The following is a 13,744-nucleotide window of genomic DNA, read 5'->3' on the forward strand; positions in this document are numbered from 1 at the left end:
CGATGAAAAATTATATATTATTAACCTGTATGCTAGGATGTACATTTTTAAAAGCACAGGTAATTATGGGTGGAAGTACTTTACAAACTCCCTACACTCAACTAGAACTACAAAATACAACAGGTCAGAAGGTATTGATACAGCCCGCAGCGAGTAATAATACCACACTTCCTAAGTACAATGCAACTCAGGTAGATGGATATGACGATGACCTTTCAATGGAAGGAATGCTTATGTATGATAAAAATGCAACGGTATCAAAAGTTTATGATGGCAGTACATGGAAACAGGCTTTTATTCCCCAGGCTAAATCAGCTAACTGGAGCCGTGCAAGAATTGAAACCGCCTCCGCAGGATGTCTCAGTATATTTTGTACCTCTGGTAATCTGTCTTTATCAATTCCATCCAGTACTTCTCCAATTGAATTTGCAGATTACTTATCTATCCTTCAATCTGCAGATACTTTCAGAATAAGGCAAAAGGGATTATACAGAGTTAATTTTAATTTACAATATAATGGAGCCAATTTGGGTTTTTTTGGGGTTAAGACCAATATAGCAATTGTAGTCAATTCGCAACAAAAGGCCTATATGTCTGCTAACACGGCTTTCATTGGAGGGGGAACCTATTTGGCAGCAGCGGATACTGTTCTCTTCCTTGATGTAAATGATACTGTAAATTTCAGGGTTTCATTTGATACAACAGGTCTGTCTATTGCAGGTTTTACTTTCGGGGGGACTCCTGAAAGTAATGTGAGCCTGGAAAGAATATTGTAAATCATGAAATATCCATGAATTTTAAAATGATTGATTAATGAGTCTGAATTATAAGAAAATATTTGAAGATCTGCTTAAAGATCATCACCCGTTAAAAGCTAAAGATTGTGAAACAATCCTAAGTAAGGAAAGTTTAACTGGAATGGATGTTATTACCCTTAACAATATTATTTTCGGAGAACTTAGTAGTTTGGAAGTTAAAAAATTTAACCAAAGACATCGTTATTATGATAAACAATCGATACAACAAATATTAGATTATCAAAAAAAACATCATCTTAACAATACTCAAATTGCACTAAAATATAATCTTAGCCGGAATACTATTGCAAAATGGAAAAAGCTTGACTTAACTATAGAACTCGAATAATTTTTTCATCACGCATCATCCATGCGTAACATGTGTTTTTTATAGCCTTTCAAATACTGGAAGGCTATTTTTAATTGGACCACTTTTATATTGTGATATTTAAATCTCTGTAACCAATTTTAAACAACAAAACTCCTGTAAAGATATTCTATAGCGGTTTCACTTTAAGCTTCTAACCTTGTGTAAAGTAAGGAATTTGTTAATGTTAAATTCAGCTATCTACCCTTTCCTACATTAAATTCAATAAAAATGAAATAATTTAACATTGTCACCATTATTTTAACAATCTTTCTGCCATGCGAAAAAGGACAAGTAATTCCTTTTAATAGAGGAATGATCCAAAATTATTTGCTGCACATATTTAAATGATAAATTTCAATAAAATTTACGATTTCAAAACTAAAAAAAATTACTTTGATAAACACAGGATTTACAATTCTTGTTTAATCTGGCTCAATCGAACCAAATCATCAATAAAAGTGTTTGAAGATACGCTCGTCAAGTTCACCAAAAGCCAAATGGCGCCAACTGTTTTCAGTTGGCGCCATTTTTATGTGTATTTTGTACCTCTTCGCCCGGCTGTGGAAAATCCGGGATTGCCTGTTTTATACTTGGCAAATTTCAGTTTTAACTAAGGAATACCTCATTTTATTTCCATTATTGTTGAAACTTTAGATCTTTAAATTGCTTATCGGCAGGGAGAATATGTTCTACCTTTTCAATTAACAATTCTTTCGTTACATCAATTTCTGCCTTCTGTCTGATATCCGACGAGGAAGCTCCTACCAGAATTTTGTACCTACCAGCTTCAGCTACCCAGGCGGATTTATCCGTTTCAAACGAAGCTAAATCTTTCTTGTTTAAAGTTAAAATAACAGTCTGTGATTCCCCAGGATTTAACTCTTTTGTCTTAGCATAGGCTTTTAATTCAGATCTTGGTTTATCAATTGTCTTTCCAGGCGCAGAAAGATACAGTTCAACGACTTCTTTTCCTGATACTTTTCCTTTGTTTTTAATAGTGACACTTACTTCTAAATGATCATTAAAAGTCTTAGAATTTGTTTTAATATTTGAATACTCGAAATCCGTATATGACTTTCCATACCCGAATTCAAACGAAGGTGTTATCCCAAAAGTATTAAAATAACGGTAACCTACGTAAATACCCTCTTTATAAGTTACATCTGCGGGATTATCCGATGGTTCTCCCGGAAAGTTCTTTGCTGATGCGTGGTCTGAATAATTTACAGGGAAAGTCATTGTCAGTTTTCCGGAAGGATTTACTTTTCCGGAAATTACATCTGCCACAGAATGTCCTCCTTCCTGGCCAGGCTGCCAGGCCAATAAAACAGCATCCACTTTGTCCTTCCACGAAGCGGTCTCAATAACACCACCGATATTCAGTATGACCACAACCTTTTTTCCTTTTGCATGGAAAGCTTTGGAAATTTTATCAAGCATTTCTATTTCTTCCGCTGCCAGATTAAAATCATTTTCCACTACTCTGTCTCCTCCTTCCCCGGAGTTCCTTCCTAGTGTTACAAAAGCAATTTCAGAAGTTTCGGCTTTTTTAGTAATGAAAGCATCATCCATTTTAATTTCAGAAAGTCGTTCCGGCAATGCTAAAATTCCCCGGGCTTTTCTTCTTTCTTTTTCTGCCTCCGCCTCTTTTTCAGCGTGGGGTTTATACAATTCTACCAGCTCCTTATCCAATTTGTACCCTGCAGTATTCAGGCCTTCCAAAAGAGAAACCGTATGTCTGTTGTTGACACTGCCGCTTCCTGTACCTCCTGTAATCCAGGCATAAGAGGTTACCCCGAATAAAGAAACTTCTTTCTGTTTATCGCCAAATGGTAAGGTATTATCTGCATTTTTAAGCAAAACCATTCCTTCCGCAGCAGCGCTTCTGGTTACTTCAGCATGTGCCTTCAGATCTGGTTTATCGCTGTATTTATAATGTGCAAATGTTGGTGTTCTGAATATATATTCCAAAATTCTTTTCACGTTGAGATCTGCTACTTCCTTTGATAATCTACCTGAATCCAAAGCTTCCAGCAATGCCTTCTTCTGTGCCGGAATTCCAGGCATCAAAAGGTCATTTCCTGCATTCATCTGCTTGACAACATCAGAAATCCCGCCTGTTCTGATAGATTCAAATCCAGGAAAGCCACCAAACCAATCAGTCATTACGATGCCCTTAAATCCCCATTCTTTTCTTAAAACCTGGGTCAGTAAATCTCTTGAATCTGAAGTATACACCCCATTCACTTTGTTATAAGATGACATTAGAGTCCAGGGCTGAGATTCTTTCACGGTGATTTCAAAATTCCTCAGATATAATTCTCTCAATGCTCTTTCAGATACATGTGCATTGATTGTTAAACGATTGGTCTCCTCATTATTGGCAGCAAAATGTTTGACAGAAGTTCCCACTCCCTGGGACTGGACTCCATTGACAATTGCCGCAGCAGTCTTTCCGGAAATGACAGGGTCCTCAGAATAATACTCAAAGTTCCTTCCATTTAACGGATTTCTTTGAATATTCAAGGCAGGCGCCAGCAAAACATCAACGCCGTATTCTTTCACTTCATTCCCCATTGCTTTTCCTACTTCTTCCAATAGCGTTTTGTTCCAGGTTGAAGCTAAAGCGGTTCCTACAGGAAATGCCGTTGCATAGTATGTTTTAGAATCTTTTTCCCTCGTTGGTGCAATTCTTAAGCCTGCAGGCCCATCCGCAACAACAGTAGCCGGAATTCCGAATCTGTCCAGATTAGCTGTTCCGCCTGCAGCTCCGGGAACAAGTCCCTGCTTTGAATCTCCGACAGGTCCGGTTAAGACTTCAATTCCGGGCATTCCTGTTCCAATCAGCAGATCAACCTTCTCTTTATTGGTCATTTGGCTGATGATAGCATCAATTCTTTGATCAACAGAAAGTCTTGTATCTTCCCAGACGTCCAGTTTACCATTTTTATTGAGGTCTTTGAATGTTTTTCCGCCAACGGTAATTGTTGGATTATTTTGAGCCTTTGTAAGGGGTGACACCCCCATTAAAGCCAAAAACAATACCGAATATTTGTTCCCGGAAAAAAGTCCGATCAGTGTTGATTTATTCTTATTCATATTTAGATTTAGTTTTTATTAAACAGAGCATAAGCTTAAAATATGCTATTCTAAAAAACACGGCATATTCTGCCGTGGGACAGAAAATGCCATGAAAGAAACTATATAAAAAGTATTAAATTGATTAAATAACTACAAAAAGTTATGGAATCTCAGCCAGTCAAGATATACATCAGACCATTTGTCGACGGGTAAATTCTGTTTTCCCATACCAAAGCCATGGCCTCCTTTTTCATAGATATGGAGCTCAGCGGGCTGACCTGCTTCCAGCCATTTGTGATACAATACAACTGATTTTGGTGCCAGTTTCAGTTGATCATCACTTGCGGCACAGATAAACATTGGAAGAACAGCTTTAGGAACTTCGGTATTTAGAATTTCCTGGCTTGGCCCGCCATAAATGGATGCGGCAAAGTTTGGCAGCGTTGAAGCATCTTTACTATGCAGGACACTCTCTAAAATTACACTGGCGCCGGCAGAAAATCCGATCACGCCCAATCTTTCAGGATTGATATTCAATTCTTTGGCATGGGTTCTTATATAGGTAATCGCTGTTTTGATATCCTCTCCCGCCATTACTTTGACAGGTGCTGTTTTTGTATCAAAGGCATTTCTGTCTTTGATATTTTCCATCATTTCTTTGGCAGGATCATTGGACTTCGTTTCAAGCAGCCTGTATTTCAGAACAACAGCTGTGATTCCGTTTTCTGCGAGTTTTTTTGCCATATCAATTCCTTCCCGGTTGATCGATAAGCTTTGAAAACCACCGCCGGGAGCAATAACAACAACTGTTCCGTTGGCCTTGGTTTTATCTGCCTCAAAAATCAATATGGAAGGCTGGGACACATTGAAAACAACTTCCGTTTTGAACAACCCGTTGAATTGCTGTGCTTCTTTCTGCTTCCAGTTTTCTGTTCCCGGTGCCTTTCCCTGATATAAAGGAATAGATTTCTGGGCGTATGCATTGTATATTCCTGCTGTAAATAGTGCAGTGATGAATATTCTTTTCATTTTCAATTTGTTTATTTAAATAACTGAGGAAGAAAATCATTCAGATAGGTTCTCCAATTGCTCCACATATGACCGCCTTCGGATTCTACATATTGGTATTTGAAGTTCATCTTTTTGAGCTTTTCACGATATTCCGTCACGTTTTTGTAGAGAAAATCTGTTTTTCCGATGGCAATCCAATACAATTTGTACGAATTGGTTTGCTGGGCTTTCAGTTTTTGATCTAAATTCTGATAAACCGGACTTTTCTTTTCGTCAGGCGGAAGAATCGCCGGAGAAAATAATCCTATATAATCAAACGTTTTAGGCTGGTTGGCAGAAATATACAACGAATGGAAGCCGCCCATTGAAAGTCCGGCGATTGCTCTGTTTCCGGCATCTGATTTCACGCGGTAATTATGCTCGGTAAACTCCATGATTTCCTTGAAGTAGGTTTCCATATCGCCGCTGAAGATATCCGGTGTTTTCATATCAATTTTATAAAAACCTTTGGAAGATTCGCCCGGCGCTGCTGAATTGCTGGTATGGCCGTTTGGCATCACAACAATCATAGGTTTTGCTTTTCCCTGAGCAATCAGATTATCCAGAATCTGTGACGCTCTTCCCAAAGTCATCCACGCTTCTTCATCTCCACCCATTCCGTGTAGCAGGTACAAAACAGGAAATTTTTCTTTCGAATTTTCATACCCCGGAGGAGTGTAAACCGTTAACCTTCTGTCTTCTTTCAATCCGTTTGATTGGTACCATCTTTTGGAAACTGTTCCGTGCGGTACATCCTGAACTTTGTAATTTTCAGATTGTTTTCCATCAATCAATATCATACTCATCACCGATGAAACATCACGAACCTGATAAGAATTGTTCGGGTCGTTGGCTTTTACCCCATCAACAATAAAGGAATAGGTATAAATATCAGGGGCCAGATCATTTTCAGAGAAAGACCATATTCCATCTGCATCTTTTTTTAATTCTACTGTTCCCGGCTCCCAGCCTTTTCCCGGTATCCAGTTTCCCTGAAGTTTTACTGTTTTCGCCTCTGGTGCACGAAGGCGGAATGTTACGCTTTTACCTTTGATTTCCGGTGAAATTATTTCTTTCTTTCCACTGAAATCAAGGCTTTCCTGGGCAAACATTAATGAACCGAGCATTAATGAATAGATTGTGAATTTGATTTTCATATTAAATTTTTATTTGACCACAAAAGGTGCAATTCTAAAAGGCCACAAAATTGGAAATCAAAGATTTTTAAAACTTAAGTGACCTTAAAAAAAATTAGCATTGAACTTAAAATAACTAAAGTGCTGAAAAACTTTTGTGCCTTTTGTGGTTAAAAGTTAAAAAGGTTTTAATTCAAAAAAAAAATTCTGAGCCTGCACAATACAGACCCGGAATCATCAATTACTTTTTATATTTCTCTGTTCTGGCATCTTTAATCACACCAGACCAGTTCATTCCATATCCGAAATCGTAGTGGTGGCCTTCGGAATCTTTATGAGTTTCCATATCGTAAGGAACATCTTCTTTTTGCTTTTCAACAGTCGCCATATTGGCAGGCATCTGAAGAGGAAGCAGCCCTGAAGGCTCATATTTTCCGGTTACGATATCCACAACGGCCTGATTGGAGACATTGAAGTTCATCAGAATCGCATCGGCATGCTTTTCAAATTCGTTGAAGACCATCGGTTTTGAAGCCGTTACAGAAACAATCACAGGTTTTCCGTTCATTGCCTTGTATGTATTTTCAATCGTCAACAGATCTGTAAAGTTGGCAGCGGTTGAAGTTTTATTTCTGAATGTTCTGTCGTGTACATTCGGGGCAACAACCGGATCACCTGCTGCAATACTTTTCTCACGGGCTTCGGTTGCTGTATAGGTTTTGTATTGAAGAGAAATCGGAAGGTATCCGTTTCCGCCTTCTGCAGCATCAATATCGCTGTAACCGCCTTCTTCACTGTGCGGACTTTTCACAAAAACCAATGCGAAATCAGCTTTAGCAGGATCTTCCGTTACGTTATAATGTTTTTTGATTTTTTTGATGTCAACAGGATAATCCAGAGAAGGAGCCGTGTAAATTCCCCACCAGTTAAATGTTGCCGGAGAATATCTCTTCGGAATATAAACCGTTTTTCTTTCTTTGATAGGAAGAATATTGGATTTATTTTTTAACATTACGATGGATTTTACCTGAGCCTCGTACCCTGCTTTCATAAACTCAGGATTACCAACTATTTTTTTGGTTTCTTCAATGTTGACGTAAGGATTTTCAAACAATCCTGTTCTGAAGAAATTTCTTAACAAACGAACTGCAGACTGCTCAAATTTTGCACGATAGGCTTTTTCACCATGTTCTTTCACTCCCATCTGATATGCTTCCAAAACAGGCCCTTTATCATTATTCCCTCCAAATTGGTCAACGCCGGCTTCCAGCACTTTATAATGACGTTCAGCAATAGATAATTTCTCAGCACCCCAGGGTTTTCCTGCAAATCCTCCCGGGGTTTTGGGTTCATCAGCGGTAATCAGCCAGTCGGTACACACCACACCATCGTATTTGTATTTTCCACGAAGTAAATCTGTGATCAGATATTTACTGTAGCCGTTTCCGACATTTTCTCCGTTTTTCGTATCCTGATTAAAGCTGATCGTATAATAAGGCATTACTGCGGAAGCTTCTTTTGTTCCTCCGTTTAATTTGAATGCTCCTTCGGTAAAAGGTTTTACGTGGTTTTGGAAGTTATTTCCCGGATAAACTGCGAATTTTCCCATCGCCCAGTGCCCGTCGCGGCCGCCTTCTTCAGGTCCGCCTCCCGGCCAGTGCTTTACCATGGCATTTACACTTTTATTACCCCAGCCGTTTTTGCTTCCGGTGGTGGTCTGGAAACCGTCAATATAACCTCTTCCTAAATCTGCTGTCAGTTCCGGACTTTCAGAGAAGACATAAGCAATTCTATACCAACGCGGCTCTGTTCCCAGGTCAATTTGAGGCGACAAAGCAGTTGAAATTCCCAATGCTCTGTATTCCTGAGCAGCAATATTTCCAAACTTTCTAACCAATTCCGGGTCAAACGTTGCCCCCATTGCCAGCCCATCCGGCCAAAGTGAAATCTGTCCGCCTGCTCCTTCATTAAATTCCGCAGTTACGGTTGCAGAATGCCTGGGATCTGTACTGTTGTTGGCTGGAATTCCTAATCCCAATCCTTCAATATAAGCCTGGATATTGTTGCTCCATTGGGCTGCAATTTCAGGAGACTCAACAGTTGTTACCAAAACATGACGAAGGTTATCATCTTTTAAAAATTTCTTTTGCTGGTCTGTTAAATCCGAGGCTTTTGCCCCGCTTTCTTTATACAGCATTCCATTGTATTTACCTGCCCGGAAACCGTCTGCAGGTGCAGGAACAGATTGATGGCCACTGTACAGCATTAACCCTGCAATCTGTCCGACCGTCATTTTTGAAGCTAAATCCTTCGCTCTTTCGTCAACGGGAAGTCTCCAGTCTTCGTATTTATCAAGCTTTCCGTTTTTGTTTAAATCTTTGAATTTATTTCCACCAACTGTCAGAATTTTAACCCCTGAGTTTTCGGAGTACCCTAAAACAGGACCTTTGGAATTCGTGACCATCTGAATATTCTGTGAAAATGCTGTTACTCCTAAAAATAATGCTGCAATATTTAAAACCGTTCTTTTCATTGTTTATATTTTAGAAATTAAAGTTTACCGATAATTGGCCTGTCAATGGCATAATGTACGTTCCTGTCAATAGTTTTCCGTAATATGGACTTGCATCTGTAATCAATTCAGCACCATTGATAGTTCCACTCGCTCCTCTTTGGTTCAGGAAGTTAATCACTGTTGCACCTACGTTGATGTTTTTGTTAACAGTATAGCTTACTCCCCCGAAAGTTTCCCATCTTGGCGCAAAGTATAATGCATTGGTAAGATTCGCATATTGTTTTGAGAAATACCTGAAACTCGCCCAAAACCTCCATTTGTCAATAGAATAGCTTGGGTCGATTTCCATTAAAACTTTAGCAACCCCCAAGACATTGTTATCGTTATAATCATAATCCTTCCCGAAAGCATTGAAATTAAATTTCTTATACACAGGATTCTGGAAAGTAACCAGATAATGTAAATTGAATCCTTTGAATGGTTTTAAAACAAAATCCGTAGTCCAGCCCAGCGTCTGAATATCGTAATAAACAGTTGTGGTTTGCGCCTGTGAACTATTTGCAGGATTTACCAGATTATATCTGTTAAGGTTGTTATTTTTCTTCAGATAGGTAGCCTGAGAGATCAGTTGAATCCAGTTGGTATTCCAGAAAACCCCGAACGCTCCCAATGGGCTTTTAATTTTATTGGTATTGGGTTCAAAAGCCTGAGAATAACTTTCCAATCTTCTGTTTTCTTCGGTGTATAAGAAGTTAGCTAAAACTCCGAAGTTTTTGGTAATATTATAGGTAGCATTAAGGCTTCCGGCTATATGGAACCAATTTTCGCTGATATTTTTAAAATCATTTGGCCCAAAAGTAAAGCCCGGTGTTCTCGGAGTCAAAGAGAACGTGCCATCAACCATATGATGCCTTAAATGCAGGCCGTAACTAAGGTTAAAGTTATCAGACACTTTCCATTCATCAGTTGCATATAGTGAGATTTTGTTTTCTGTACCGCTGTGGAATTCGCCGCCCACATTGTAGTTGTAGAATCCGTCACGATCTGTAGCTGGTCCAATCAGCCTTTGAGGCTGTGCGCCCACAGTTTGAAAGAAGAACGAACGGTTGGATGTGAAATCGTCCACCTTATAGTACTGTTCCAAAAGCCCTATGGTCAGATTATGAGCTCCCAGCTGTTTGTTTAATGAAAAACGTCCTGAAAGACTTGTTACCGGCGTTTCTGGCGTGTGCATAGCCAGCTGGGTACCAACAGCTCCGGAGTAAGGCTGTCCATTGGATGCCAGGGTATAACCACCTGCTGCATTTGTCTGGAAGATACTCAAAGGAATAATAGTGGAAATTTTCACTTTGGCAAAATGCGCCCGGGCTGAAAATTTAAAGTTCCAGCCATTATCAAGAAGATAATTACCAAAGACGTCGATATTATGGGATTTCGACCTGTTGTCATTTCCGTTCATGGAGGCCCAGTACTCTTTACCGGACAGGATATCTTTCATCTTTATCTTCCCGTCATTAACCACGTAAGAGTCTCTACCTATTCTGAAATCGTTCAGCTCCGTCACTTTACCGTTTTCCCCATATTGGAATACGGCATAATTACCCACATTATATGAGTCTGCATATTTGTAAAGTGCGGTAATCTGTCCTTTATTATTGTTAAAATACTTAGTTACTCCTGCTCTGAAAATTTTTGTTTCATCAACATTTCTTGCAAAACCTAATTTAAAGGTACTGGGATCATAATTCAAAAATGCACCTGCAGTATAGGTCCAGCCATCTTTGGAAACAGGACCCGAAACATTGGCATCGGCCTGTAACCAGCCAAAATTGCTTGTGGTAAATTTGCCTTTGATTTTAAGGTCTTTAGTTCCTGTCTGTGCATATGAATTGACAGCAAAACCAAGATCACCCATTGTATTGGCTAACTGATCCATTTTTAAGAGCCCTGTTCTTTCCAGCCCAACACTTTGTCTCCATGTTTTGTTGGGGAGCTCGGGCCAGAAAAAATAAACAACCGGAAGATCATTTTCAAGAATCGTGATTCCTCCGACTGTAGAAGGAAGTCCGATATTGACATCACGGGGACTGGTATTATTGGCAGCATTGAGCATCACATTCCTATTGTTATCCTCTTTGGAAGAAGCTATCTCTTTTTTCTTCGACGCTAAGCTGTCAGTTTGCTGACCAAATGCTGCTCCACAAGAAAACATCAGCAACAAAGTAGAAATTTGGAGTCTTGAGTTTTTCATAATTATCAATTAATCTGTTTTTTGCTTGGATTGTATAATGAAATCTTAGATTTCAGACAGGTAACTGGTTTAAGATTAAACAAATAGTTAACGGAAATTGTTCACGTAATTTTTGATATCGCTTAATAAATTCCAGTTGCTTCATTATGAAGCAACTCAATATTACATTCTTTTTTTGATACAGCCAAATGAATGTTAAAAAATTATTAACACACATTCAATACCATGAAATACAAATAGTTACATTTTATCAAATTAAAATAAACCAGTAAAAAGATCATTTATTTAACCGGAATTGTAAACTATATATTACCAAAAAACAAAGCCAAAAGCCCGAATGTTTGCTTCTTCCTGAATATCACCTTAACTTTGTTCGGCACGAACAATTAATATACACATGAATCCCCATCAACAGATCTTACAAAAATCAGCTGAAGCCTATCAGTTATATATTCCGCATATTTCTATTGACACTGTTATTTTTGGATTCAGTGAAAATGAGCTCAAGGTCCTGGCTATTAAGATGAAGTTTAACAAACAATGGTTTTTACCGGGAGGTTATCTTAAAAAAGAAGAAAACATTGATGATGCAGCAGTAAGAATTCTGCATGAGCGCGCTGGTGTAAAGGATATATTCCTGGAAGAATTTTCCGTTTTTGGCAAGAATGGCCGAAGTGAGGAAGTTTTTAGTGATTACGATGATACTTTATGGCATAAACAAAGGTTTATTTCTATCGGCTATTATGCACTGGTAAACTACCATGACGTTTCTCCCAAAGCTGATGAACTGAGTGAAGAATTTGAATGGCTCGATGTTAACAATCTTGATCATTATCAGATCACTATGGATCATAAACAGATTATTTTAAGAGCTCTACTGACACTCAGGGAACGAATAACCTACAAACCTATCGGCTACAATTTACTGCCGGAAAAATTTACGATGACAGAATTGCAGCGGTTATATGAAACAATATTAGGCAGAAACCTGAACAGAGGTAACTTCTATAGAAAAATAAAAAACCTGGGGATTCTGACCAAACTGGATGAACAAAGAAAAGGTGGAGCCCATAAAGCACAGGATGTCTATTCATTTAATCAAGAAAATTATGAAAAGGCTCTTCAGGATGGAGTAAACAGCTGGTAACGGCTGAAAAAATCAATGAAAAACTATCTTTTAATTATATCTGTTTATGCTGAAGTATAAAAGTTTTGATAATTGATTTCTAAATCTGATGAACTATTGGCCATTCCCTGCCATTCTTTTTAAAATTACCGTTCTCAGCCGGTTTTCATTTTCATCAGCCCAATATCCTAATGCAGAAATTACAGGAATTAAAGTCTTACCAAAATCGGTAAGGGAATATTCAACTTTTGGTGGAACCTGGGCATAAATTTTCTTTGTAACAAGTTCGTGCTCTTCAAGTTCTTTTAACTGGATATTTAAAACGCGTCTCGAAGCATCCGGAATTTTACGCTGTAGTTCACTTGGGCGCAGATGACCTTCATTGATAAACCACAGCAGACGGATTTTCCATTTACCGTAAAGGACTTCACCGATAAGGTCAAGACCGCAGTTTAAATTCAAGGGTATTTTTCTTTCATGCATACACAAATTTAATCCAATGTCCCAAATTGCACAATAGGGGAAAAAATTATCCCTATGCAATTCGGTTTTCCGTTATTGCCTGAAAAAGTGATACTTCGGAAATTTGTATCAAAGAATTTAACAATGGAAAATCTATTTAATTACAACAACGAACTTCAAGGTAAAATTGCCTTAGTAACAGGCGGAACAAAAGGTACCGGCAAAGCAATCGCAGAAAGACTGCTGCAAGCTGGTGCAACGGTTATAATAACTGCGAGAAACGCGCCTGAAAAAGAAAACAGCAACCTGCATTTCATTCCTGCCGATTTGAGTAAAGCAGAAGGAACACAAAAAGTCATCAGCGAAGTGCTGTCGGCTTATGGGAGACTGGACATTCTTGTGAACAACCTTGGTTCTTCATCAACACCCGCTGGTGGATTTGCAGCATTAACCGATGAAGATTGGGAATCAACCTTACAAGCTAATTTGCTTGCTCCGGTTCGTTTAGACAGAGGGTTTTTACCACAAATGATAGAGCGAAAAAATGGTGTAATTATTCACATCGCTTCCATCCAGGGTAAATTACCCCTTTATGATTCAACCTTACCTTATGCAGCTTCAAAAGCAGGACTGAGAAACTATAGTAAAAGTTTATCGAACGAAGTTACCCCAAAAGGTGTTCGGGTACTGGCTGTTTCACCAGGGTGGATCAATACAACAGCTTCGGAAGCCTGGCTGGGTGAAATTGCGAGAAACGCAAACAGTACTATAGAAGAAGCGCAAAACAGCGTTATGGATGCATTGGGCGGAATACCTTTCGGAAGACCTGCCGAACCGAAAGAAGTAGCTGAATTAGTTGGTTTTCTTGTTTCACCAAGAGCCAGTTATTTAACCGGAACTGAATTTATAATCGATGGCGGTACAGTGCCAACCATTTAATCATCTTAAAATACTAT

10 protein-coding genes are annotated in these 13,744 nt (G+C 38.7%); 4 read left to right on the forward strand and 6 right to left on the reverse strand.

The annotated features are described in order from the left end of the window. Positions 1-2 precede the first annotated feature (2 nt). Together FFS26_RS06890 and FFS26_RS06895 are read left to right on the forward strand one after the other, a co-directional pair. Positions 3-776: a hypothetical protein gene (locus FFS26_RS06890; protein ID WP_137904636.1), complete on the forward strand. Its 774-nt coding sequence runs from the start codon at positions 3-5 to the stop codon at positions 774-776. A gap of 37 nt (positions 777-813) precedes the next feature. Continuing rightward, on the forward strand, positions 814-1,146 hold the full coding sequence (locus tag FFS26_RS06895) for a helix-turn-helix domain-containing protein (RefSeq protein ID WP_137904637.1): 333 nt from the start codon (positions 814-816) through the stop codon (positions 1,144-1,146). A gap of 657 nt (positions 1,147-1,803) precedes the next feature. Here FFS26_RS06895 and FFS26_RS06900 read toward each other — a convergent pair. The 5 genes from FFS26_RS06900 to FFS26_RS06920 all read right to left on the reverse strand — a co-directional run bounded on the left by FFS26_RS06900 (position 1,804) and on the right by FFS26_RS06920 (position 11,200). Then, positions 1,804-4,266 carry a glycoside hydrolase family 3 N-terminal domain-containing protein gene (locus FFS26_RS06900; protein ID WP_137904638.1) on the reverse strand — a complete coding sequence of 821 codons (2,463 nt, stop codon included), beginning with the start codon at positions 4,264-4,266 and terminating at the stop codon, positions 1,804-1,806. Positions 4,267-4,398: 132 nt separating this feature from the next. Then, positions 4,399-5,277 (reverse strand): alpha/beta hydrolase, encoded by an 879-nt coding sequence (locus tag FFS26_RS06905; RefSeq protein ID WP_137904639.1) that lies wholly within the window; start codon positions 5,275-5,277, stop codon positions 4,399-4,401. A gap of 11 nt (positions 5,278-5,288) precedes the next feature. After that, the gene (locus FFS26_RS06910) at positions 5,289-6,455 is read right to left on the reverse strand and encodes an esterase (RefSeq protein ID WP_171006255.1); all 1,167 of its coding nucleotides are present in this window, start codon (positions 6,453-6,455) and stop codon (positions 5,289-5,291) included. A 220-nt stretch (positions 6,456-6,675) separates the two neighbouring features. After that, complete coding sequence (locus FFS26_RS06915; protein WP_137904640.1) at positions 6,676-8,967, reverse strand: glycoside hydrolase family 3 protein; 2,292 nt, start codon at positions 8,965-8,967, stop codon at positions 6,676-6,678. A gap of 10 nt (positions 8,968-8,977) precedes the next feature. After that, positions 8,978-11,200 carry a TonB-dependent receptor gene (locus FFS26_RS06920; RefSeq protein WP_228449402.1) on the reverse strand — a complete coding sequence of 741 codons (2,223 nt, stop codon included), beginning with the start codon at positions 11,198-11,200 and terminating at the stop codon, positions 8,978-8,980. A gap of 397 nt (positions 11,201-11,597) precedes the next feature. Here FFS26_RS06920 and FFS26_RS06925 point away from each other — a divergent pair, with 397 nt between their 5' ends. After that, on the forward strand, positions 11,598-12,347 hold the full coding sequence (locus FFS26_RS06925) for an NUDIX hydrolase (protein WP_137904642.1): 750 nt from the start codon (positions 11,598-11,600) through the stop codon (positions 12,345-12,347). 93 nt (positions 12,348-12,440) lie between these two features. Here FFS26_RS06925 and FFS26_RS06930 read toward each other — a convergent pair whose 3' ends face one another. Further along, a complete protein-coding gene (locus FFS26_RS06930) occupies positions 12,441-12,809 on the reverse strand; it encodes a winged helix-turn-helix transcriptional regulator (protein ID WP_137904643.1) in 369 nt (122 codons plus the stop codon). 54 nt (positions 12,810-12,863) lie between these two features. Here FFS26_RS06930 and FFS26_RS06935 point away from each other — a divergent pair, with 54 nt between their 5' ends. Next, positions 12,864-13,727 (forward strand): SDR family oxidoreductase, encoded by an 864-nt coding sequence (locus FFS26_RS06935; RefSeq protein WP_228449403.1) that lies wholly within the window; start codon positions 12,864-12,866, stop codon positions 13,725-13,727. Positions 13,728-13,744 lie beyond the last annotated feature (17 nt).

The organism is Chryseobacterium sp. 2VB (assembly GCF_005503635.1).
GTDB lineage: Bacteria > Bacteroidota > Bacteroidia > Flavobacteriales > Weeksellaceae > Chryseobacterium > Chryseobacterium cupriresistens.

Coding starts and splice junctions, on each gene's coding strand:
- FFS26_RS06890 (WP_137904636.1), top strand. CDS start 3: ATGAAAAATTATATATTATTAACCTGTATGCTAGGATGTACATTTTTA.
- FFS26_RS06895 (WP_137904637.1), top strand. CDS start 814: ATGAGTCTGAATTATAAGAAAATATTTGAAGATCTGCTTAAAGATCAT.
- FFS26_RS06900 (WP_137904638.1), bottom strand. CDS start 4,266: ATGAATAAGAATAAATCAACACTGATCGGACTTTTTTCCGGGAACAAA.
- FFS26_RS06905 (WP_137904639.1), bottom strand. CDS start 5,277: ATGAAAAGAATATTCATCACTGCACTATTTACAGCAGGAATATACAAT.
- FFS26_RS06910 (WP_171006255.1), bottom strand. CDS start 6,455: ATGAAAATCAAATTCACAATCTATTCATTAATGCTCGGTTCATTAATG.
- FFS26_RS06915 (WP_137904640.1), bottom strand. CDS start 8,967: ATGAAAAGAACGGTTTTAAATATTGCAGCATTATTTTTAGGAGTAACA.
- FFS26_RS06920 (WP_228449402.1), bottom strand. CDS start 11,200: ATGAAAAACTCAAGACTCCAAATTTCTACTTTGTTGCTGATGTTTTCT.
- FFS26_RS06925 (WP_137904642.1), top strand. CDS start 11,598: ATGAATCCCCATCAACAGATCTTACAAAAATCAGCTGAAGCCTATCAG.
- FFS26_RS06930 (WP_137904643.1), bottom strand. CDS start 12,809: ATGCATGAAAGAAAAATACCCTTGAATTTAAACTGCGGTCTTGACCTT.
- FFS26_RS06935 (WP_228449403.1), top strand. CDS start 12,864: ATGCAATTCGGTTTTCCGTTATTGCCTGAAAAAGTGATACTTCGGAAA.